This is a genomic window from Rhizobium sp. LjRoot254 (assembly GCF_964254105.1).
Classification (GTDB): domain Bacteria; phylum Pseudomonadota; class Alphaproteobacteria; order Rhizobiales; family Rhizobiaceae; genus Rhizobium_E.
Window position 1 is genome coordinate 3,239,112 of sequence record NZ_CAXUSM020000001.1, and the last position, 22,790, is coordinate 3,261,901.

Below are 22,790 nucleotides of genomic sequence, written 5' to 3' on the forward strand. Positions count from 1 at the left end.
GCCTCAGGCCGCGACACCGGGCACGTCGTTCAGATCGTACCAGACGGGAATGCCACGTTCGTTGGCGATCTTCACGTCGTTGTCGGCACCCTTGGATGCGCCCGGCAGCCTCAGCACGCCCTCGCACATGGCGAGCAGGCGGTGGGCGACGGGATGGAAGATCGCCTCGTAGAGATCGTCGCCGACATGCTTTCCGCCGGCTGCGTTCCAGACCGGCAGAGCGACCCATTCGCCGATCATCGGCACGTGACCGGCCTCGAACAGCGCGTGTGAGGGCGCTTCGAGCACCTTGAGGTTTGCCGCCATCCTGGCGGGATCGTCACCCGTGCCGGAGCGATAGGGACCTGCGATCAAAATCAACATTTTTCTCTCCTGAATTTGCATGAATTATCACGAATTACCTTGATACTAGTTCATAATTCGGATAATTTCGCGATGTTTCGTGCAATATCGTGCAATCGTCAAGAGGAAAAATGCTTACCACCGAAAGAAAAGCCCTAATCACCGAAAGGTTGAGGCGGGACGGCAGGCTTGTCGCAAAGGCCTTTGCAGAGGAAATGAGCCTGTCGGAAGACACGATTCGGCGTGACCTCAGGGAAATGGCGGCGGATGGCCTGCTGGAACGCGTTCATGGCGGCGCGCTGCCGGTCAAGCCTGATCTGCCCGATTTCGCCGAACGCCGAAGTGTCGCCACGGACGAAAAGCGGCGGCTCGGCGCGAAGGCCGCGTCTCTCGTTCAGGCCGGCCAGATCCTCTTCCTCGATGGCGGCACGACCAATGCGGAGATCGCCCGCGCCCTGCCCCGCACCTTCGCCTTCACCGTGATCACGCACAGCCCGACGATTGCAGCCGAGCTCGAACATCATCCGACGGCGGAAGTGATCCTGATCGGCGGAAGGCTCTACAAGCACTCCATGGTGGCGGTCGGCGCAGTGGCCGCCGGGGCAATCGCAGCGATCAGGCCGGACATCTTTTTCCTCGGCGCCACGGGCGTTCATCCGCGCCACGGATTTTCGACGGGCGATTTCGAAGAGGCCGCGATCAAACGCCAGATCGCCGCGCAATCCGCCAATACCTACGTCGCGCTGACGGCGGAGAAGCTCGACCGGGCCTCGCCCGTCTCCATCATGCCGCTTGAAGCGGCCACCGGCGTGATCGTCGGCGCCGACCTTTACGGGGAAGGACTCGACATGCTGGAAAGCGCAGGGCTGGAAATAATTCTGATATAGGCTGGATTTTTCCCGCAAAGCAGAATAGAACAATGTTCATGAACGTTGTTCACACAATGGAAACTTTGTGGAGAGTCACATGCTGACCGATGCAGATCTCAAGGCCTTGCGCGATGCGGGCCTGCTCGATGACGCGAAGCTCGCGGAAATCGATGCCTTTCTTCGTGAACGGGAGCAACCGCCGGCCGCACCCACCGTCGGCGCCAACCTGCCGCGCTTCGACCTCACCCATGTGCTGTGGTATGCCGGTGCGCTGATCATCATCGGTGCGATGGGGCTTTTCACCAACGAGGCGTTCAACCGCATGGGCGGCTGGGCGCTTGTCGCCTGCGGATCGGCCTATGCCGTTGCGTTCCTCACCGCCGGGCACATGCTGTGGAAGAACCAGTCGCTCAGGATTCCCGCAGGCCTGCTGATTGCGGTTGCGGTGTCGATGGTGCCGATGATCATCTACGGCGTGCAGGATGCCTACGACCTGTGGAAATATGCGCTCGGCGATCCCGGCCAGTACCAGAATTTCTTTCCTTACGTGAACGGCAGTTGGATCTATATGGAGATCGGCACGATCATCGCATCTGCTATCGCCATCTGGCGCTATCCCTTCCCCTTCATTCTGCTGGTCGGCGGCATCGCGCTGTGGTTCCTGTCGATGGACCTGGCAATGTGGTTCACCCGCGGCCCCGGCAACTATGTCGATTGGGAAATGCGCCGCGACGTGTCGCTCTATTTCGGCCTCGCCATGATCGTTGTTGCATGGGCCGTGGATATCATCCGCCGCGACGGGCCGGATTACGTCTTCTGGATCCATATATTCGGCGTGATGGCCTTCTGGGGCGGCATGACGCTCAATGACGGCGGCACGGAACTCGAAAAGTTCATCTACTGCCTGATCAATATCGGCCTCATCGGGCTCAGTCTGTTCCTCAACCGCCGGGTCTATGCGGTGTTCGGCGCAATCGGCGTGGCGGTCTATCTCGGCTATCTCGCCAGCGAAGTGTTCAAGGACGTGATCATGTTTTCCTTCGCGCTCTCGGCGATCGGGCTCGGCGTGATCGCACTCGGCCTGCTGCTCAATCGTAACCGGGCAAGGATGCTGGCCGCCATGGACAATATTGTGCCACAGTCATTGGCATGGTTGCGCCCCGAGCATGCCCGCGCGGCCCATTGATCGCAATGTCAATGGTCAAGCCTTCCGCCCGGTGTTATAGCGGGCGGAAGATCAGGTTGCGGGATCAGAGTGTATGAAATCAGCAGTATCGAAAGCGGGGATTGCTCTCGCGCTGATTTTTGTCATGAGCCTTGCAGGCTGCACCTCCCGGCCGGGGCCGGATGTGCTGAACACCGTGCAGGCGCTGCCCGGAGCTACGCACGTCAAGGTGTTTGCCGTGACCACCCGCACCCGGATGACACCCGATACCAATGCCTATGACAACGGCAAGTCGGTTGCCTCGAACTATGCCGAACTCAACGTCTCGATCCCGCCCGGCCACAAGGACTCGCAGATCGAGTGGCCCAAGAAGGGCAAGAAGCCGAACCCCAAGACCGATTTCGCAGTGACGCAGCAGGCCGTGCTCGACCGCGAGGCTTTCTATGCACAGGTTAAGGCCGCCAATCCCGCGTCGAAAAAAGTCGGCGTCTATGTGCATGGCTACAATTCCAATTTCCAGGAATCGGTTTACCGGATGGCCCAGATGTCGGCCGATGCCAAACTTGCGGCAACGCCGATAGCTTTCTCCTGGCCGTCGCAGGGCGAACTCGCGGGCTACGTCGCCGACAAGGATTCGGCAACCTATTCGCGCGACTATCTCGTCGATCTGATGAAGGAGCTGACAAAGGATCGCGCCGCCGGTGATGTGACGATATTCGGCCACTCGATGGGTGGATGGCTGGTCGTGGAAGCGCTCAGGCAACTCAAGCTCGAAGGCCGGCAGGACGTGCTGGTCAAGCTCAACGTCATTCTCGCCGCACCCGATATCGACAGCGACCTCTTCCGCACACAGATGAACGTTATCGGCAAACTGCCGCATCCAATGGTCATCCTCGTCTCCAAGGACGACCGTGCACTCGAGGCATCCAAAATCCTGAGCTACAGCACGGCGCGCGTCGGCCGGCTCGATGTCGATGATCCGAAGGTGCAGGCGGCAGCGGTCGAGGCCGGCATAGTGCTGATCGACATTACCCAGATTCAGTCGATGGACTCGGCCAATCACAGCCGTTTTGCCGATGTCGCGGCGCTCTATCCGGCGCTCACCGCCGAATCGGCCAGGAAGCAGAACCTCGGCAATGCCGGCGCCTTCGTGTTCGATGCGGCGGCGGCCACGATCTCAAGCCCGTTCCGGATTGTCTCGGGGGCGTTGAAGCAGTAGCGCCCGTTCAACTTTTGGTGAGAGGGTGGAAATCTCGCTCCTTCCGCTTCATTCTTTAGGGAGCAGAAGGAGAGAGACAATGCAGCATCACGCCGGAACTCTCATTTCCACCGGCATCGTGGCCGCCTTCATGGCGACAGCGGCGCTTGCGCATCATGGTTGGTCCTGGGCCGAGGCCGACCAGATCGAACTGACCGGGACCGTGAAGACGGTGGTCATCGCGCCGCCGCATCCGACCATCGACCTGACCGCCACCGATGGCGTCGACTGGCATATCGAGCTCGGCAATCCCGGCAATACGGCGCGTTCGGGCTTCAACGAGCAATCCACCAAGCCCGGCGACACGATCACCGTGCTCGGCAACCGTTCGCTCGATCCGAACGAGAAGCGCCTGAAGGCGGTGCGGGTGACGGTGGGTGAGAAGGTCTACGACATCTATCCCGAGCGGATCAACAAGAGTTGACGCCGTGGCGTGGCTCGAATGGCTCGCCAGCCTGCCGCATGCCGCGCTGCTGCGCCGGTCGGCCACGCTCTACCTGCTGATCAATGCCGCGCATATAACGGGCATCGGCCTGCTGATCGGTGCGATATTGCCGCTTGATCTCAGACTGATGGGCGTCTTGAAGGAAGGCCCGGTCGCGGTGCTGGCGCCTTTTCTCGTGCGCGTTGCAGCGACGGGATTGGGGCTGGCCATGCTGACCGGCTTTCTGTTGTTCAGCGTCAAGCCGACGGAATATGTGGGAAATCCCGCGTTTCTCGCCAAGATGGGGCTGCTGTCACTTGGGCTGGTGAATGTGCTCGCACAGCACGCAAACAGGGGATGGCGGACAATGCTCGAAGGCGGAGACATATCCACCGGCGTGAGAATGTTGGCGATGGTGTCATTCGTCGTGTGGACGAGCGCTGTTGTGGCGGGGCGCTGGATCGGGTTTGTTTAATCGTTGACAAGATCACCGCCGACGCTATTCTCTATGCGTTGCAATTGCGATGCAGGCCCAAACATGAAAAGCGCATCACTCCCCTCGCTACGCGTCGAGCCCGAACTGCGCGCAGCCGCCGAAAGCGTGCTGAACAAGGGCGAGACCTTGTCCAATTTCGTAGAGAATTCCGTAAAGGCGCAGATCGAGTACCGGCGCACTCAAAGAGAATTTATCGCACGCGGACTCGCGTCGCGCGACGATGCGAAACGCACTGGAGTCTATTTTGACGCCGCCGATGTGCATGCGGAACTCCGAACGATGCTTGCAGCTGCGAAAGCTGAATCTGATCAATGACCTACAAGCTGCGGTACACGAGCGCAGCACGATCGGATATCAAGCGGCTATACGCGTTCCTTCTCAAGCGAGATCCAGTCGCAGCCGAAAAGGCGATCGACATCATCATCCGCACGATTGAAGGACTTGGCGAATTTCCGTTTGCCGCGCGAAAAGCCGCCAGCGACAACAGTTTCCTGCGGGAGCTTGTTATCCCTTTCGGCTCGGCTGGCTACATCGCGCTCTTCGAGATCGAAGACCAGCACACCGTTACCATCCTTGCGATACGCCACCAGCGTGAAGACGATTATTACTGAATCTTACGACGCCTACCTGTCGCTCACTTGCCATCTCGGATTGATCCAGGGTTCCTGGTTGCTGCGCGCCAGGCGCGGCTTGCCGAGGATGTGGTCGGCGGCTTTCTCGCCAGTCATGATCGAGGGGCCGTTGAGGTTGCCGTAGGTGAGGCTCGGGAAGATCGAGCTGTCGGCGACGCGCAGGCCTTCGACGCCGATCACTTTCGTATCCGGATCGACCACGGCCATGGGGTCGTCCTTCGCGCCCATCTTGCAGGTGCCGCAGGGGTGATAGGCGCTTTCGAGATGTTCGCGCAGGAAGGCGTCGATCTGGTCGTCGGTCTGCACCGCCTCGCCCGGCTGGATCTCGGGGCCTCGGTAGTCCTCGAACGCCTTCTGGTTGAACAGTTCGCGGGTGAGGCGCACGCAGTGGCGGAATTTGATCCAGTCTTCCTCGTGGCTCATATAGTTGAACTTGATCACCGGGTCGGCCATCGGGTCCGACGAGCGGAGCGTCACCGCACCGCGCGATTTCGAGTGATTGTAGCCGACATGGACCTGGAAGCCGTGGCTCTTCGCCGCCGCGCGTCCATCATAGGAAATCGCCACTGGCAGGAAATGGAACTGGATGTCGGGCTGCCTGACACCGGGCGCCGAGCGCACGAAGGCGCAGGACTCGAACTGGTTGGAAGCGCCGAGGCCGTATTTGCCGAACATCCATTGCGCGCCTGCGACGCCTTGCCAGAACCACGGCAGCCAGGAATAGAGCGACACCGGCTTGGTGGAAATCTGCTGGAAATAGAATTCCATATGGTCCATCAGGTTGGCGCCGACGCCGGGGCGATCGACCTTAACCTCGATGCCCATCTCCTTGAGGTGTGCTGCTGGGCCGATGCCGGAGAGCATGAGAAGCTTCGGCGAATTGAACGATGAGGCGGAGATGATGACCTCGCGGTTCGCCTTGACGATCTCGATCCTGCCGCCGCGATCGATCTCGACACCCACGGCGCGGCCGTTCTCGATGACGATGCGGCGGGCGAAACAGCGGACGAGCTCGACATTCTTGCGCTTGAGCGCCGGCCGCAGATAGGCCGAGGCGGCGGACCAGCGGCGACCGTTGTGGATCGTCTGCTCCATCAGGCCGAAGCCTTCCTGCTTTTCGCCGTTATAATCCTCCGTCGTCTCGAAGCCGGCCTGTTTGCCGGCCTCGACGAAGGCGCGCACCAGCGGGTTCTTGGCCGGACCGCGTTGGACATGCAGCGGGCCATCGGTGCCGCGCCAGCCTTCCTGCCCACCCTTGGAGCTTTCCTGCCGCTTGAAATAGGGCAGCACGTCGGCATAGGACCAGCCGGTGGCGCCGCTTTCGTCCCAGCTATCGAAATCCTCGGCGCTGCCACGCACATAGACCATGCCATTGATCGAGGACGAGCCGCCGATGACCTTGCCGCGCGGGGCGGTGATGCGGCGATTGTTGAGGTTCGGCTCGGGCTCCGAGAGATAGCCCCAATTGTACATTTTCATGCTCATCGGCCAGGCGAGCGCGGCCGGCATCTGGATGAACGGGCCTCGGTCGCTGCCGCCGTATTCGAGCACGAGAACGGTGTGCTTGCCGTCCTCGGAGAGGCGACTTGCGAGGGCGGCGCCTGCGGAACCCGAACCGACGATGACGAAATCTGCCTGCATGAAATTCCCCTGAGTTCTCTCTGGAACCCCTTGATGATTCCGTGAGGAGTGGCGTCACCCCTCACCAACTTTGGCCAAGCGATCGGCTTCGCCTCTCGCGGCCTTCGTATCCTCTCCCACAAGGGGAGAGGTAAACTCGCGGCACCGCGATGCCTCAAGCGAAGGCGGCGAGCGTGGCACCCTACCTCTCCCCTTGTGGGAGAGGATAGCAAGTCCGCGAGAGGCGAAGCCGATCGCTGGACGCGCTTGGTGAGGGGTAACTCCTCAACTCAATACGGCGCCTCGACCTTCCCCATGGCCACATACACCGTCTTCAATTCCGAATAATGATTGATCGCCGCGAGCGAATTCTCCCGCCCAAACCCCGACTGCTTCACGCCACCGAACGGAATCTCCACCGGAGCGAGGTTATAGGTATTGATCCATACCGTCCCGGCCTCCAGCCGGTCGACAACGCGATGGGCGCGCGCCATGTCATTGGTGAACACCCCGCCCGAGAGACCGAATTCGGTGGCGTTGGCACGCTTGAGGACTTCTTCCTCGTTGTCGAAATCGAGCACGCACATGACCGGGCCGAAGATTTCTTCCCGCGCTATGGTCATCTCGTCGGTGACATCGGCGAAGACAGTGGGCTGGATGTAGCAGCCGGCGGCGGCCACGGAATTCGGGATCGATCCGCCGGTCACTAGCGTGGCGCCCTCGGCCTTGCCTTTTTCGATGTAGGACAGGATCTTTTCCTGCTGGGCGCGGTTGATGACCGGACCCATCTGGGTTGCTTCGTCCTCGGGGTCGCCGATCTTGATTGCCTCGGTGCGCGCCTTGAGGCGCTTGAGAAACTCGCCCTTCACGCCCTTCTGGACGAAGACGCGGGTGCCGTTGGAGCAGACCTGACCGGTCGAATAGAAATTGCCGAGCATGGCGCCGCCGATGGCGCTATCGATATCGGCATCGTCGAAGACGATCAGCGGCGACTTACCGCCGAGCTCCATCGTCACATGCTTGAGGTGGCCGGCGGCGGCCTCGGCCACCTTACGGCCGGTCGGCACAGAACCGGTCAGCGAGACCTTGTTGACATCGGGGTGGTTGACCAGCAGCGGACCGGTGGTGCGGTCGCCCTGGATCACATTATAGAGCCCCTTGGGCAGGCCGGCTTCGATGAGGATCTCGGCGATCTTCAGCGCGCCGAGCGGTGTGTTCTCAGACGGCTTGAAGACCATGGCATTGCCGCAGACGAGCGCCGGCGCGCCCTTCCAGCAAGCGATCTGCTGGGGATAATTCCAGGCCCCGATGCCGACGCAGACGCCGAGCGGAATGCGCTTGGTATAGGCCCAGTCGGCCCCGAGCGGAATGTGCTCGCCATTGAGCGCGGCACCCGCCACGCCGCCGAAGAATTCGAAGGCATCGGCGCCCGAGGTCGGGTCGGCGACGATAGTTTCCTGGATCGGCTTGCCGGTATCCAGCGTTTCGAGTTCGGAGAGTTCGCGGTTCCGCTCGCGCATGATGTCGGCGGCACGCTTGAGGATACGGCCGCGCGCGGTGGGGCTCATTTTCGCCCACTCCACCTGTGCCGCCTTGGCCGAGGCGATGGCGCGTTCGACGATGGCGGGGGTCGCGGCATGCAGCTGGGCGATCACCTCGCCGGTGGCGGGATAGATGCTTTCGAACGCCGCGCCTGCGGTATCCTCGACATAGTCGCCATCGATGAAATGGCTGGCTTTCGGCTGTGCGCGCATCATGCTCCCCTGCCGGGGGTTTTCCCGGATTTGTCTATCTCGGGAACATATAGGGGCGAAGGCGCTTGCGCATCCTATTTAGCAGGTCAGATTCCGTCCCATTTGCGACGATAACCTGTCCGTTGAGAGATACCGCGCATGGCCGGTGCCATGCGCGGCAATCCGGATCAGCTTACCGGACGATGGTCACCATCTCGGCCTGAAGATTCTTGCCTGTCTTCTGATAGGCCACTTTCACCTTCTCGCCGGTCCTGATGCCCGGATCCTTGAAGCTCGAAGGCAGCTGGAACATATCGCCATTGGCGAGCGTCAGCGATTTGCCGGCGTGATAGGCCTTGACGGTGCCGGTCACCGACTGGCTCGCCGCGAAGGCGGCGGGAACAACAGCGATGGATGAAAGAATGACTGCGGAAGCAAAAAGAGCACGCATTGGCGTTTTCCTCTTATTCGGATGCACGAAGGTGATGTGATGGATCGTGCATGCGCCGTATTGGAAGCGTCTGAAACTGTCGCGTCGCACCGATGATTTGAAAAGTGCCGGCAATTCCCGTTTCCGATGCAGAGAATTACGCTCGCAGAGAAGTAAATCAACTTAATTAAACTTCACGTGTTCTTGTTATATTCTGGTCTATATTTAATATTTACTTTCGCCTCAATTGCCACATTGAGAATATTCTGCCGCAATTGCGGCGGAACTTGGCAGATTTCCGGGCTGCGGCAAAATGACTCTTTTGATGGCAAAACATCACTCGCCTCGGGGATAACGCTTTGATTCCTCGAGATTATCAAGATTCATGTGGTTACGCATATAGCGTTCGGATGCTTTCTGCAGCGGCTGATGATCCCAGGGATAATAGGCACCGTTGCGAAGCGCTTCGTAGACCACCCAGCGGCGTGCCTGGCTTTCGCGAACCTCTGCGTCAAATCGCGCCATGTCCCAACGGGCAAGTGCCATCGACTGGAAATGGCCGAGTGTCGCGGCGTGCGCCGGATCAGCCGCGAGGTTGTTGAGCTCACGCGGATCGGCATCGAGATCGAACAGCTGGTCGGGATCGAGCGCGCAATGGACATATTTCCACTTGCCCTCGCGAATGCCGACCAGCGGCGCGTAGGAGCCTTCGGCGGCGTATTCCATCAGCACCGGGGCGGTGCGCTCGCCGCCTTGCATGACCGGCACCAGGCTTTCGCCATCGGTCCAGAGCATGATCTCGGCCATCGAGATGCCGGCGAGATCGGCCAGCGTCGGCGCGATGTCGAGATTGGAGACCGGGGCGCGATGCAGGCCACTCTCAATGCCGGGGCCGGATATCATCAGCGGCACGCGGGCCGAGCCCTCGAAGAAGCTCATCTTGAACCATAGGCCGCGCTCGCCGAGCATATCGCCATGATCGGAGCAGAACATGATGACGGTATCATCGAGCATGCGGGTGCGGGTCAGCGTGTCGACCAGTTCGCCGACCTTCTCATCGACATAGGAGATGTTGGCGAAATAGCCGCGCCGGGCACGCGCCACGTTCTCTTCGGTGATATCGAACTGCGTGTAGTCGCAGGAGAGCATCAGCCGCTGGGAATGGGCATCCTGCTCTTCGAAGGGTATCGCACCCACTTCCGGAAGAAGCTCGTTGCGGCCTTCATAGAGATCCCAGAATTTGCGGCGCGCCACATAGGGGTCGTGCGGGTGGGAGAAGGAGACGGTGACGCACCAGGGCCGGCGGTCGGCATCGTCGTTTTCGCGGCTGAGCTGGTAGAGCTTCTGGTTGGCGAGGAAGGCGACCTCGTCGTCATATTCCATCTGGTTGGTGATTTCGGCGACGCCCGCACCGGTCACCGAACCCATATTGTGGTACCACCAGTCGATGCGCTCGCCCGGCTTGCGGTAATCCGGCGTCCAGCCGAAATCTGCCGGATAGATATCGGTCGTCAGCCGCTCCTCGAAGCCGTGCAACTGATCTGGCCCGACAAAATGCATCTTGCCCGAAAGCGCCGTGTAATAGCCCGCGCGGCGGAGATGATGCGCGAAAGTCGGGATCGAGGAGACATATTCGGCGGCGTTGTCATAGACCTTCGTGCGGCTCGGCAACTGCCCGGCCATGAAGGACGCGCGCGCCGGGGCACAAAGCGGCGAAGACGTATAATTGTTGCGGAAGCGGGCGCCGCGCTGGGCAAGCGCCTTGAGATGCGGCGCATGCAGGAAATCCGCCGGGCCATCCGGGAAGAAAGTGCCGTTCAGCTGATCGACCATGATGACGAGAATATTGGGCTTGCGGTCGGGCATATCAGTTGGTTCCGATTTGTTTGTCGTGGGACGTAATAAAGCCTGTTCGCCAGGAAAATCCAATCTTCGATCACCCGCTTCCGCATTCCGTTTGCGACAGATATCCGGCGCCGGCGCACTGTCACAAAAGTTTCATGCTGGCAAAACGATTTGTCAAAGATTTCAAGCAAATGTGGCTTGCAAAACAGCAAGCCATTTTAAGTGGAGATATCATGTCTGCCGCCGCCGAACGCATCGCTTTTCCCGTCCGATATGCAGGCGAAAAGCTCTTCAATCTCGGAAAGGCGGTGCTTGACTGCGCCTTTCAGCCGATCGTCGAAATCACCACCGGGGCGGTGTTCGGCTACGAGACTCTTATGCGCGGCCACGATCAGTTGGGATTCAACTCGCCGATCGAACTGATCGACCGGATGGCCGAGACGGGACAACTCGCGACCCTCGACCAGATGATGTCCGGCCGTTCGCTGGCAAAATTCACCTCGCTTGCCGACTACCGTTCATCGACGCTGTTCATCAATCTCGACGTGCGGCTGATCCCGGAAGGCGGCGCGCTGATCGATGCGCTTCTCCGGCATCTGCGGGCCCATGGCATTCCGCCATCGTCGATATGTTTCGAGCTGTCCGAACGCTTCGACAATACGGCGGTGCCGGAGTTCGGCGAACTGATCGCCAAGATGCGCCGCTCGGGCTTCAAGATCGCCATCGACGACTTCGGCGTCGGGCGCGGCGAGTTCAAGCTGCTCTGCGACTATCCGATGGACTATCTCAAGATCGACCGGCATTTCATCGCCGATGTCAGCAATGCGCCGCGCAAGCAGCATCTGGTCAAGAACATCGTCAATATCGCCCATACGCTCGGCATCCGCGTGATCGCCGAGGGCGTCGAGACGGAAGCGGAGTTCCTGTCGTGCCGCGAATTCGGCGTCGATATGGTGCAGGGCTACTACATCGCCCGACCATCGGTGAATGTCGACGATCAGCGCTCGAGTTTCCCGCATCTGCGCGACCATTCGCGAAGCCGGACCTCGGCAAGTTCGCTCGACGAACTGCTGATCCGCAAGCAGATCGAGAACCTGCCCTTCGTCTATGAGAACGACTCGATCGAGAAGGTCTTCGAGATGTTCCGGATGAACCCGGAGAACAGCTATTTCCCGGTGCTCAACGTGACCAACGAGCCGCGCGGCATCATCCAGGAATCGCAGCTCAAGGAATTCATCTATCATCCCTTCGGCCGCGACCTGCTCAAGAACCGGGACTACCTCAAGCCGGTCTCCTACTTCGTCAAGAACGCGCCGATCATCAGCCTCGATTCCGACACCCAGGATCTCGTGTCCGCCTTCGCCAACATGGATGGTTGCCACTGCGTGCTGCTGACCGAGAACATGCGCTATTCCGGCACGATTTCGGCCGCCTCGTTGATCCGCATTCTCAACGAGAAGCAGCTGAAGACCGCGCTCGACCAGAACCCGCTGACAGGCCTGCCGGGCAATCTCGCGATCGTCAACTTCCTCAGGAATGCCTGCATGGATGCCGACAAGATCCGCTATCTCTGCTATTGCGATTTCGACAATTTCAAGCCGTTCAACGATCGCTACGGCTTCCATGCCGGCGACCATGCGATCTCGCTGTTCGCGGCGCTGATGCGGCGCTATTTCTTCCATGAGAACGAGTTCACCGGCCATATCGGCGGCGATGATTTCTTTGTCGGGCTGCGGGGCATCGACGAGGAAGAGATGCTGCATCCGCTCGGACGGCTGCTCAACGATTTCTCCTCTGAAGTCATGACGCTCTACAGCGACAAGGAGCGCGCGGACGGCTATATCATCGGCCATGGCCGCGACGGCATCGAGGCGAAGATATCGCTTATGCGCTGCTCGATCGGCGTGCTGGAACTGCCGGAGGGCGTGGTGATCAGCGATATCGACCGGATCAGCGCCGAGATCGCGCATGTGAAGACTCTTGCCAAGCAAAGCGCCAATGGCCTCAGCGTCACCCGGTTCGGTGCCGCATAGGAAATCGAAGCAGCGTGAGCGGGAGGCTGACCGGCCTTTCAATCGCGGAAGATCTGGCCTATCTCCAATGCTCCCCTGAACGGAGCATGACATGGCCCTGCCCTCCCAAATGCGCTACATCGACCTGCCGCAGCCGGGCGCACCCGATGCGATGAAGCTCGCCACCGGCCCGCTTCCCGATCTCAAGCCCGGCGACCTGCTGATCCGGGTCGAGGCATCGGGCGTCAACCGGCCGGATGTCGCCCAGCGACAGGGCAGCTATCCGCCGCCGCCGGGTGCCAGCCCGATCCTCGGGCTGGAAGTCGCGGGCGAGGTCGTGGCACTCGGTCCCGAGACGAAGGGCTTCAACGTCGGTGACAAGGTGTGCGCATTGGCCAACGGCGGCGGCTATGCCGAATACTCAGCCGTGCCGGCGACACAGACGCTTGCCTGGCCGAAGGGCTACGACGCGATCCGTGCCGCCGCCCTGCCTGAGACATTCTTCACCGTCTGGGCCAATCTCTTCATGATGGCGGGATTGAAGGCCGGCGAGACAGTGCTGATCCACGGCGGTTCGAGCGGCATCGGTACGACCGCCATCCAGCTCGCGAAGGCCATTGGCGCGACGGTGTTCACGACCGTCGGCAACGAGGAAAAGGCCGAAGCGTGCCGCAAGCTCGGCGCCCTGCATGCGATCAATTACAAGGCCGAGGACTTCGCCGCCGTCATAAAGGCGGAAACCAAAGGTGGCGTCAACGTCATCCTCGATATGATCGCCGCCGCCTATTTCGAAAAAAATCTCGCCTCGCTGGCAAAGGACGGCAGGCTTTCGATCATCTCCCTGCTTGGCGGCGCTGTTGCCGAGAAAGCCAATCTTGCGCCGATCATGGTCAAGCGACTACGCGTGATGGGTTCGACCATGCGCCCCCGCACGGCGGAGGAGAAGCGCGAGATTCGCGATGAACTTCAGGCACAGGTCTGGCCGCTGATCGAGGCGGGCAAAGTGGCGCCGGTCATTCACAAAGTGTTCGATTTCGCCGACGTGGTGGAGGCGCACAGGCTGATGGAATCGAGCGATCATATCGGGAAGATTGTGTTGAAGGTGCAGGACTAACCGGCACGTCTACGGCCAAAAGTCGATTCTATCACGATACCATTGTTTCCAGATTGGGAACCTGCTATATGAGTATTCGATGAATGTGATTGCCAAGTCCGCCCTAGTGCAATTCTGGGAAAGGCAACCTTCGGGAATGCCCCGGAACATTGCCAAGGCGGCGATGACGGAGTGGCACACGACAGCTTCGGACGCGAATTGGAAGGACTTCAATGAACTCAAGAAGACCTTCAACTCCGCCGACTATGTGGCAGGCGGGAAAGTGGTCTTTGACGTGGGTGGAAACAAGTATCGCATCGTTGGCCTTGTCGGGTACAGAACGAAGCGCATTTTCATTCTTTTCGTCGGAACTCACGCCGAGTACGACAAGATCAAGGTGGTGGATTTATAGTGGGTAAGGAAAGCTCAATGTTGGATTTCTCCACGATACGTACCTTGCAGAGCGAAGCGGAATATCAGGCTGCGCTGAAGGCCGTGCGGCCGTATTTTGACATGGAACCCGCCGAGGACACACCGGAAGCCGCCCATTTCGATGCACTTGTCCTGCTAATCGAGCAGTATGAATCGAAGCACTACGAAATCCCCCGCGCGGCGCCAGTCGATGTTTTGAAATCGATTATGACCGCCAATAATTATAGTCGGGCGGATCTTATCGAGATCGTCGGATCAAAATCACGCGCAGCAGATCTTCTCAATGGGCGTCGTGAGATCAACCTCGACCAAATCCGCAAGATCAGCAAGGCATGGGGCATCCCCGCCGGTGCGCTGGTTGGCGAGATCGCCGCATAGCTGCGTCCGTCGGCAGTACCAGCACATGGCGGCCATGCGCCATCCGGCATTGTCACTTTGGCTGCAATCGTGTACCCAACCGAAAACACTCCCTCCCCCACGAGAACAAATTACATGCCCGGTTTTGACCTGATCCTTTTTGATTGCGACGGCGTGCTCGTCGATTCCGAAATCATTGCCGCCGAGGTGGAATCCAAGCTGTTGCGGGATTCGGGCTTCGATATCACGGCGGAAGACATGTGCATCCGCTTTGCGGGCATGGATTGGAAGAGCATTCTGCTGACGATCGAGCAGGAGGCCGACATTCCCGTCTCGGCCCAGCTTCTCGACAAATCCGAAAAACTCCTCGACGCTGCGCTCCTTCGCCGTGTCAAGATGATCGAGGGCGTGCGCTATGCGCTGGCCAAGATCACCGAGCAGCGCTGCATCTGCTCCAACTCGTCCTCGCACCGCCTGGACCTGATGCTGACCAAGGTTGGCCTCAAGCCCTTCTTCGAGGGGCATATCTATTCCGCGAAGGACCTGGGTCCGGACCGGACCAAGCCGAAGCCTGACATCTACCTGTTCGGCGCCAAGCAGTTCGGCGTCGATCCGTCACGCTGCCTGGTGATCGAGGATTCGGTGCATGGCGTGCACGCGGCGCGCGCCGCCGGCATGCGGGTGATCGGCTTTACCGGTGGCTCGCACACATATCCGACCCATGCCGACCGGCTGACCGATGCCGGCGCCGAGACCGTGATCTCGCGCATGGTGGAACTGCCGCAAATGGTGGAAGCGCTGAAGAACTTCAACGAACTGGTTTGAAGATTAAGGGGGCCTCGCGGCACCCAGTTCCCAAAGCTCACTTCGTATTATACGGGCCTTCGTCGATGCCGGCGAAGAGGCGCGTCAGGCCACTTGCGGGAGCGGACAACACGACATTCTCCTTGGTGAAGATGAACTGCGTGTTGCCCTGGCCCGGCGGGATCGTCACCTCGAACGGGGTGAGTTCGGAATAGAGCGTCTGGTCGCCATCGGTGGCGGCAACCCGGATCGGCAGCGAATAGGTGCCGTCCTTGCCCTCCGGGCCGGTAATCACACGACCGCGGACGACCACGGTGACGACGAGCCCCTGATCGGTCTGCCTGCACTGGCGGGTGGTGGCGTCGAGAGTGGCCTGGATCACCAGCTTGTTGGGATCGGCCAGGCCCTGGACATTCTTCTTCACGCCCTTGGCGTACTGGGTGTAGACCGCCGTGCCCTCGCGGAGATAGACCTGGGGGCAGGCGCCCTGCATGACGACCATTTTCGGGTCGTTGCCGGCGGTGTCGCTTTTCTTGACGCTGGAGAACATGCCACCCGTGTCGGTGGCACTGCAGGCGGCGAGGCCGGCCAGCAAGCCGAACGAAAGCATTTTGGTCAGATATTTGCCGGACACGTCTACGCCACCCCATGGTCTTGGCCGTGGCCAATGGTCAGGTCACAGCATTCATTCGTCAATTCCGGCCTTTTCATGGCCATTGCGATCGGTCTATATCAGCCGCGAAACAAAAAATCGACTGACGTGCTAAAAGAATCGAGCCAAAAACCCCGGCATTCCGGACGCAATCCGGACAGGGCGGGACGGAAGGTCTTGGTAGATATTGCGGCCATCAGGACAAGAGACTTCGAGGTATTGACGTGCGCTATGTTTCGACCCGGGGCGAGGCCCCTGAGCTTGGTTTTTCCGACGCGTTGCTGACGGGTCTGGCGCGTGACGGCGGGCTTTACGTGCCGAAGGAATGGCCGCATTTCTCGAAGAAGGAAATCCGGGCGCTGCGCGGCAGGAGCTATCAGGATATCGCGCTCGCGGTGCTGACGCCGTTCGCTGGCAAGGATATTTCCGAGGCCGATCTCAAGGCGATGATCGACGAGGCCTATGCCACGTTCAAGCATCCGGCGATCGCGCCGCTGGTGCAGAGCGGGCCGAATTCCTACATTCTTGAACTCTTTCACGGCACCACGCTCGCCTTCAAGGACGTGGCGATGCAGTTGCTTGCCCGGCTGATGGACCATGCGCTCGCCGCGCGCAATGAACGTTCGACCATCGTCGGCGCGACGTCGGGCGATACGGGTGGTGCCGCGATCGACGCCTTCGGCGGCCGCGAGCGCACCGATCTCTTCATCCTGTTTCCGCATGAGAAGGTCTCGCCGGTGCAGCAGCGGCAGATGACGACGACGTCGCATGCCAATGTCCATGCCATTGCCATCAAGGGTACGTTCGACGACTGCCAGAACCTGGTGAAGGCGATGTTCAACGATCTCGGCTTCCGCGACCGGATGCAGCTCGCTGGCGTCAACTCGATCAACTGGGCGCGCATCATGGCGCAGATCGTCTATTATTTCACGGCTGCGATCTCGCTTGGCGGTCCGGACCGTAAGGTATCGTTTACAGTGCCGACCGGCAATTTCGGTGACATTTTCGCCGGCTACGCGGCCCAGCGCATGGGCCTGCCGATCAGCAAACTGGTGGTCGCCACCAACGAGAACGACATCGTGGCCCGCACACTGAAGACCGGGCGTTATGAGATGAAGGGGGTCAAGGCCACAACTTCTCCATCGATGGATATCCAGATCTCGTCGAACTTCGAGCGGCTTCTGTTCGAGGCCTACGACCGCGATCCGTCCAAGGTGCGGATCGCCATGGACGGGCTCAAGCAATCGGGCGCCTTCGAGATCGAGAAGCATGCTCTGAAAGCCATCGCGCGGGACTTCAAGGCTGGCCGAGTGAGCGAGAAGGACGTGGCAAAAACGATCAGGGACGTGCTCGCGGAGACCGGCTACCTGCTCGACCCGCATACCGCGATCGGCGTCGCGACGGCGAAAAAATTCGAGAAATCCAATGCTCCGATGGTGACGCTCGCCACGGCGCACCCGGCAAAATTTCCCTTGGCAGTGAAAAATGCTTGCGGTATTGATCCAGCCTTGCCATCGTGGCTGGACGGATTAATGCAAAGGGAGGAGCGCTTCGAAGTGCTGGATGCGGACATCAAGACGGTGGAAGACTTCATCGCCCATCATGCCCGGATCGGGAACTGACCGGGCGCCTTTTGGTAAGCTATGAATGTTGAAGTAACCAAGCTCCCCTCGGGGCTTACCGTCGTTACGGAATCCATGCCGCATCTGGAGAGCGTTGCTCTCGGAGCCTGGGTGAAATCCGGATCCCGCAACGAAGCCGAGGACGAGCACGGTATCGCTCACCTTCTCGAGCACATGGCGTTCAAGGGTACGGCCCGGCGTTCGGCACGCGATATCGCCGAGCAAATCGAAAATGTCGGCGGCGAAGTCAATGCCGCCACCTCCACTGAATCCACGTCCTATTATGCGCGCGTTCTGCGGGACGATGTGCCCCTCGCCGTCGATATCCTGGCAGACATATTAATCGAGTCCGCCTTCGACGAAGAAGAGATGGAACGCGAAAAGAGCGTCATCCTTCAGGAAATCGGCGCGGCGAACGACACGCCAGACGACATCGTCTTCGACAAGTTCTCCGAAGTCGCCTTTCAGGGCCAGACGATCGGCAGGTCCATTCTCGGCACGCCTGAATCAGTCATGTCCTTCGCGCCAAACCAGATCCGCCGTTATCTCGCGCGCAATTATCTCGCCGAGCGCATGTATATCGTTGCCGCCGGCGCCGTGAAGCACGACGAGTTCGTGCGCGAGGTCGAAAGGCGCTTCGCCGGACTGCCGACGACATCCCCCTTGGCGCAGCTCATCGAACCCGCGCGCTACAATGGCGGCGAGATCCGCGAGTCACGCGACCTGATGGACACGCAGCTGCTGTTCGGCTTCGAGGGCAAGGCTTATCACGCCCGCGATTTCTACTGTTCGCAGATCCTCGCCAACGTGTTGGGCGGCGGCATGTCGTCGCGGCTGTTCCAGGAAGTGCGTGAACATCGCGGCCTTTGCTATTCGGTCTATGCCTTCCATTGGGGGTTCTCGGACACCGGCATTTTCGGCATCCACGCCGCGACCGGAGCCGAAAACCTGCCCGAACTGATCCCTGTCATCGTCGATGAGCTTCGCAAATCGTCGGAGGAGATCCGGCAGGAGGAAATCGACCGCGCCCGCGCCCAGATCCGCGCCCAGCTTCTCATGGGCCAGGAAAGCCCCGCAGCACGCGCCGGCCAGATCGCGCGCCAGATGATGCTCTACGGCCGCCCGATCTCGAACACCGAACTGATGGAGCGCCTGTCCGGCATCACCACCGGCCGGCTGACGGATCTCGCAGGACGACTGTTCTTCGGCACCACCCCGACGCTCTCGGCGATCGGCCCGGTTGACGAACTTGCCTCGATGGAGGAAATATCACATCTGCTGAACGGCGGCTCGAACCCGGGACACAAGACGGCGGCAGAATAACCGGCAATTCCAGGCGGCGGGCATGGCAAGATCAGTCTTCGGTTTCTTGTCGAAGGGGAGCATACCGGAAGAGATATCGGGCGAGCACCATTACTTCCGCCTGCCGCGAAACTCCGACTATCGTGCATGGTATGCACTGCGTAGCGACAGCCGGCCCTTCCTCGAACGCTGGGAACCAAGCTGGGAACATGACGGGCTGACCGAAAGCAGCTTTCGGGCGCGCGTCATCCGCTCCGCCCAGGAATTCGCCTCAGGCGTCGCGGTGCCGCTCTTCCTGTTCACTCGAAGCGATCACCAGCTGATCGGCGGCCTGACGATCGGCCATATCCGGCGCGGGGCCTCGCAATCCTGCATGATCGGCTACTGGATGGGAGAGCGTTTCGCCGGCCAGGGGCATATGACCGCGGGCCTCACGATCGCCATACACTACATCTTCAACCAGCTTGCCTTGCACCGGATCGAGGCAGCCTGTATTCCGGAGAACGACCGTTCGATCCGGCTGCTTGAAAAAGCCGGATTTCAACGTGAAGGTTATATGAAGGAATTTCTGAAGATCAGGGGGGAGTGGAGAGACCACGTTCTCTATGCCCTGATTGCCGGCAACTATAATAAAATCGGGAAGCCAGACATTTGATGTTGGAATTTTGGAAGCAGCAAGCCTCCGGCCGGGGCCGGTTTGGCGCATGCCTTGGCATGCTGCTGTTTTTCGTCATGATGCTTGCACCCGTGAGTGCCATGGCGCTCGAACCGGTGAAAATCTCGCGCGAGGACAAGGCGCTCGATCTCACGGCCATCGCCGAGATCTATGCCGGCCAAGGCGAGGCGTTCCAGGTTTCGACGGCAGCGGGCACCGATGGCATCGTACGCCGGATCGAGGTGCGCGCCAGCTCACAGAACCATAATGGCGACTGGGCGGTGTTCGCGCTCGCCAATGTCTCGGACGAGCAGCTCGAACGGCTGATCGTCGCGCCGCATTACCGGCTGGTGAATTCCAAGATATTCTGGCCGGATCTCGGCTCGGACCGCATCATCTCGATCACGCCGAGCGAGGGCTTCGCGCTCGACCGCGTGCCGTCGAACGATGCGGACGTGTTCTCGATCACGCTCAATCCGGGTGCGGTGATCACCTTCGTCGCCGAGATCAATTCGCCGCAACTGCCGCAGCTCTATCTCTGGGAGCCGGAGACCTACAAGGATACGGTCAACGCGTTCACGCTCTATCGCGGCATCGTGCTCGGCATTGCCGGGCTGCTCGCGGTGTTCCTGACCAATCTCTTCGTCATCAAGGGCACCTCGATGCTGCCGGCGACGGCGGCACTCGCCTGGGCGGTGCTGGCCTATGTCTGCGTCGATTTCGGCTTCCTCGAACAGCTCTTCGGCCGCAATACGCTCGATGAGCGAATATGGCGGGCGGGTGCGGAAGTGGCGCTGGCCTCGGGCTTGGTGATCTTCCTCTTCACCTACCTCAATCTCAGCCGATGGCATGCCAACCTTGCCTATGCGACGCTCGCCTGGGTGCTGGGACTCGGTACGCTGTTCGGCGTGGCGATCTATGATCCGTCGATCGCCTCGGGCATTGCGCGCGTCTCCTTTGCACTGACGGCCGGGGTCGGCATCCTGCTGATCGTCTTTCTCGGCTTCAACCGCTATGACCGCGCCATCCTGCTGATCCCATCCTGGCTCGTCATCATCGCCTGGATGTTCGGCGCCTGGCTCGCGATCACCGGCCAGCTCGACAACGATATCGTGCAGCCGGCGCTGGCCTTCGGCCTCGTGCTGATCGTGCTGCTGATCGGCTTCACGGTGATGCAACACGCGTTTGCCGGCGGCGCCTACCAGCAGGGACTGTTCTCCGACCTCGAACGGCAATCGCTGGCGCTGACCGGTTCCGGCGACACGATCTGGGACTGGGACGTGGCGCGCGACCGGGTGATGACCATTCCCGACATCGCGCTCAAGCTCGGCGCCGTGCCGGGCGCGTTGCATGGCCCGGCCCGCAACTGGCTGCCACGGCTGCATCCCGATGACCGAGACCGTTTCCGTGCCACGCTCGACATCTTGCTCGCCCAGAAGCGCGGCCGTCTTTCCCATGATTTCCGGCTGCGGGCCGAGGACGGCCAATACCATTGGCTCTCGATCCGAGCCCGGCCGGTGCTATCAGGCAATGGCGAGATCAGCCGCTGCGTCGGCATCGTCGAGGACGTCACCGAGCAGAAGAACATCGTCGACCGCCTGCTCAACGACGCGCTCAACGACAACCTCACCGGCCTGCCGAACCGCCAGCTTTTCCTCGACCGGCTGCAATCGCTGCTGGCGCTGGGAGCCGCCGACGAGAATATGCGACCGACGGTGCTGACCATCGACATCGACCGCTACAAGCAGGTCAACGATTCCCTCGGCATCGCGGCCGGCGACAATATCCTGATCGCGTTGACCCGCAGGCTGCGCCGGCTGCTCAAGCCGCAGGATACGCTCGGCCGGCTGGCGGGCGACGAGTTCGGCGTCATCCTGACGTCGGAGACCGATCCGGCCCGGATTGCCGATTTCGCCGATGCGGTGGCGAAAGCGATCTCCGTGCCGCTCAACTTCGCCAACGAGGAGTTCATCCTGACGGCCTCGATCGGCATCGTGTCCTGGACCGATCCGACAGTGAATGGCGAAGGCCTGCTCAACGATGCCGAGCTCGCCATGTACCGCGCCAAGAAATCCGGCGGCGACAAGGTCGAGCCTTTCCAGCCTTCATTCCGTATGGCGGTTTCCGACCGGCTGCAACTCGAATCCGATCTCCGCCGCGCCATCGAGCGCAAGGAAATCTCGATGGTCTACCAGCCGATCGTGCGGCTAGACGACGCCGAGATCGCTGGCTTCGAGGCGCTGATGCGCTGGGATCATCCCCGTCGCGGCAACATCCCGCCGACCGAATTCATTCCGCTCGCGGAAAGTTCGAATTTCATTTCCGAACTCGGCCTGTTCGCCATCGAACGTGCCACGGCGGACCTTTCGATCTGGCTCGCCCAGATGGGCGACATTCCGTTCTTCATGTCGGTCAACGTGTCGAGTTCGCAGCTGATCAACTCGAACCTCGCCGAGGATGTGCGGCGGGCGCTCGCCCATTCCGATTGCCCGCCCGAACGGCTGAAGCTCGAACTCACCGAAACGATCGTGATGGAAAATCCCGAACAGTCGCGGCTGATCCTGGAGAAGCTGCGCGAGGCGGGTGTGGGCCTGGCGATCGACGATTTCGGCACCGGATTCTCGTCGCTCGGCTATATCACCCGCTTTCCCTTCGACACGATCAAGATCGACAAATCCCTGGTGCGCGACACCAGCGAGAAGCGCGACGTGCTGCTGCGCTCGATCGTCTCGATGGCCAATGAACTTGGCATGGCGCTGGTGGCGGAGGGCATCGAGAGCGAGGAAGACGCCCTCAAGCTGGGCCAGATGGGCTGCCAGTACGGCCAGAGCTTCTTCTTCGGCCCGCCGATCGGGTCGGAGTCGGTGCAGAGGTTGTTGCGGGAGCGGTTTCCGTTGTTGAAGCGGGGGTAGATTCACCCCTCACCAACTTCGGCCAAGGGTTCGCTTCGCTTACCCGGCCTTCGTATCCTCTCCCGCAGGGGGAGAGGTAGGGTGCCACAATCGCCGCCCTCGTTTGAGGTGAAGCAGTGCCACAAGTTTACCTCT

Annotated in this window: 22 protein-coding genes; 16 read left to right on the plus strand and 6 right to left on the minus strand. The window is 60.5% G+C overall.

Translation table 11 applies throughout. The features are described from left to right. Positions 1-3 precede the first annotated feature (3 nt). On the minus strand, positions 4-363 hold the full coding sequence (locus ACSQ26_RS15985) for a DUF4406 domain-containing protein (RefSeq protein ID WP_436010465.1): 360 nt from the start codon (positions 361-363) through the stop codon (positions 4-6). A 110-nt stretch (positions 364-473) separates the two neighbouring features. Between ACSQ26_RS15985 and ACSQ26_RS15990 the strand changes: the two genes are divergently transcribed. The 7 genes from ACSQ26_RS15990 to ACSQ26_RS16020 all read left to right on the plus strand — a co-directional run bounded on the left by ACSQ26_RS15990 (position 474) and on the right by ACSQ26_RS16020 (position 5,165). Beyond that, the gene (locus tag ACSQ26_RS15990; protein ID WP_436010467.1) at positions 474-1,229 is read left to right on the plus strand and encodes a DeoR/GlpR family DNA-binding transcription regulator; all 756 of its coding nucleotides are present in this window, start codon (positions 474-476) and stop codon (positions 1,227-1,229) included. A 79-nt stretch (positions 1,230-1,308) separates the two neighbouring features. Beyond that, a complete protein-coding gene (locus tag ACSQ26_RS15995) occupies positions 1,309-2,397 on the plus strand; it encodes a hypothetical protein (RefSeq protein WP_436010469.1) in 1,089 nt (362 codons plus the stop codon). 73 nt (positions 2,398-2,470) lie between these two features. Then, positions 2,471-3,595: an alpha/beta hydrolase gene (locus ACSQ26_RS16000; protein ID WP_436010471.1), complete on the plus strand. Its 1,125-nt coding sequence runs from the start codon at positions 2,471-2,473 to the stop codon at positions 3,593-3,595. Between the two features lie 79 nt (positions 3,596-3,674). Further along, positions 3,675-4,058 carry a DUF6152 family protein gene (locus ACSQ26_RS16005; protein WP_436010473.1) on the plus strand — a complete coding sequence of 128 codons (384 nt, stop codon included), beginning with the start codon at positions 3,675-3,677 and terminating at the stop codon, positions 4,056-4,058. 4 nt (positions 4,059-4,062) lie between these two features. Beyond that, positions 4,063-4,533, plus strand: a complete 471-nt coding sequence (locus tag ACSQ26_RS16010) for a DUF6644 family protein (protein ID WP_436010475.1) — start codon at positions 4,063-4,065, stop codon at positions 4,531-4,533. A gap of 63 nt (positions 4,534-4,596) precedes the next feature. Then, positions 4,597-4,869 carry a YlcI/YnfO family protein gene (locus ACSQ26_RS16015; protein WP_436010477.1) on the plus strand — a complete coding sequence of 91 codons (273 nt, stop codon included), beginning with the start codon at positions 4,597-4,599 and terminating at the stop codon, positions 4,867-4,869. Then, the gene (locus ACSQ26_RS16020; RefSeq protein ID WP_436010479.1) at positions 4,866-5,165 is read left to right on the plus strand and encodes a type II toxin-antitoxin system RelE/ParE family toxin; all 300 of its coding nucleotides are present in this window, start codon (positions 4,866-4,868) and stop codon (positions 5,163-5,165) included. Before ACSQ26_RS16015 ends, ACSQ26_RS16020 begins: the two co-directional genes overlap by 4 nt. Positions 5,166-5,177: 12 nt before the next feature. Here ACSQ26_RS16020 and betA read toward each other — a convergent pair whose 3' ends face one another. The 4 genes from betA to betC all read right to left on the minus strand — a co-directional run bounded on the left by betA (position 5,178) and on the right by betC (position 10,835). Beyond that, complete coding sequence (betA, locus tag ACSQ26_RS16025; protein ID WP_436010481.1) at positions 5,178-6,827, minus strand: choline dehydrogenase; 1,650 nt, start codon at positions 6,825-6,827, stop codon at positions 5,178-5,180. Positions 6,828-7,096: 269 nt separating this feature from the next. Further along, a complete protein-coding gene (gene betB / locus ACSQ26_RS16030) occupies positions 7,097-8,560 on the minus strand; it encodes a betaine-aldehyde dehydrogenase (RefSeq protein WP_436015296.1) in 1,464 nt (487 codons plus the stop codon). Between the two features lie 172 nt (positions 8,561-8,732). Continuing rightward, positions 8,733-8,990, minus strand: coding sequence for a DUF1344 domain-containing protein (locus ACSQ26_RS16035; protein WP_436010483.1), 258 nt, complete (start codon positions 8,988-8,990; stop codon positions 8,733-8,735). A gap of 315 nt (positions 8,991-9,305) precedes the next feature. After that, positions 9,306-10,835: a choline-sulfatase gene (gene betC / locus ACSQ26_RS16040; protein WP_436010485.1), complete on the minus strand. Its 1,530-nt coding sequence runs from the start codon at positions 10,833-10,835 to the stop codon at positions 9,306-9,308. A 212-nt stretch (positions 10,836-11,047) separates the two neighbouring features. Between betC and ACSQ26_RS16045 the strand changes: the two genes are divergently transcribed. From ACSQ26_RS16045 to ACSQ26_RS16065, 5 genes are all read left to right on the plus strand, one after another. Further along, a complete protein-coding gene (locus ACSQ26_RS16045; RefSeq protein ID WP_436010487.1) occupies positions 11,048-12,847 on the plus strand; it encodes a bifunctional diguanylate cyclase/phosphodiesterase in 1,800 nt (599 codons plus the stop codon). A gap of 91 nt (positions 12,848-12,938) precedes the next feature. Beyond that, entirely contained in the window at positions 12,939-13,940 is a 1,002-nt protein-coding gene (locus ACSQ26_RS16050) for an NAD(P)H-quinone oxidoreductase (protein WP_436010489.1), read from the plus strand. A gap of 79 nt (positions 13,941-14,019) precedes the next feature. Then, positions 14,020-14,331, plus strand: a complete 312-nt coding sequence (locus tag ACSQ26_RS16055) for a type II toxin-antitoxin system HigB family toxin (RefSeq protein ID WP_436010491.1) — start codon at positions 14,020-14,022, stop codon at positions 14,329-14,331. 17 nt (positions 14,332-14,348) lie between these two features. Next, the gene (locus ACSQ26_RS16060; protein WP_436010493.1) at positions 14,349-14,729 is read left to right on the plus strand and encodes a helix-turn-helix domain-containing protein; all 381 of its coding nucleotides are present in this window, start codon (positions 14,349-14,351) and stop codon (positions 14,727-14,729) included. A gap of 114 nt (positions 14,730-14,843) precedes the next feature. Continuing rightward, positions 14,844-15,533 (plus strand): HAD family hydrolase, encoded by a 690-nt coding sequence (locus tag ACSQ26_RS16065; RefSeq protein WP_436010495.1) that lies wholly within the window; start codon positions 14,844-14,846, stop codon positions 15,531-15,533. 37 nt (positions 15,534-15,570) lie between these two features. On the opposite strand, the gene ACSQ26_RS16070 is transcribed toward ACSQ26_RS16065, so the two are convergent. Then, a complete protein-coding gene (locus ACSQ26_RS16070; protein WP_436010497.1) occupies positions 15,571-16,146 on the minus strand; it encodes a hypothetical protein in 576 nt (191 codons plus the stop codon). Between the two features lie 242 nt (positions 16,147-16,388). On the opposite strand from ACSQ26_RS16070, the gene thrC reads away from it, so the two are divergent. Genes thrC through ACSQ26_RS16090 form a run of 4 tightly spaced genes read left to right on the plus strand, consistent with a single transcriptional unit; the run spans position 16,389 to position 22,655 of the window. Beyond that, positions 16,389-17,786 (plus strand): threonine synthase, encoded by a 1,398-nt coding sequence (gene thrC / locus ACSQ26_RS16075; RefSeq protein ID WP_436010499.1) that lies wholly within the window; start codon positions 16,389-16,391, stop codon positions 17,784-17,786. A 21-nt stretch (positions 17,787-17,807) separates the two neighbouring features. Next, on the plus strand, positions 17,808-19,109 hold the full coding sequence (locus ACSQ26_RS16080; protein ID WP_436010501.1) for a M16 family metallopeptidase: 1,302 nt from the start codon (positions 17,808-17,810) through the stop codon (positions 19,107-19,109). A 22-nt stretch (positions 19,110-19,131) separates the two neighbouring features. Then, positions 19,132-19,743, plus strand: coding sequence for a GNAT family N-acetyltransferase (locus tag ACSQ26_RS16085; protein WP_436010503.1), 612 nt, complete (start codon positions 19,132-19,134; stop codon positions 19,741-19,743). Positions 19,744-19,802: 59 nt separating this feature from the next. Then, positions 19,803-22,655, plus strand: a complete 2,853-nt coding sequence (locus ACSQ26_RS16090; protein ID WP_436015298.1) for an EAL domain-containing protein — start codon at positions 19,803-19,805, stop codon at positions 22,653-22,655. Positions 22,656-22,790: the final 135 nt, after the last annotated feature.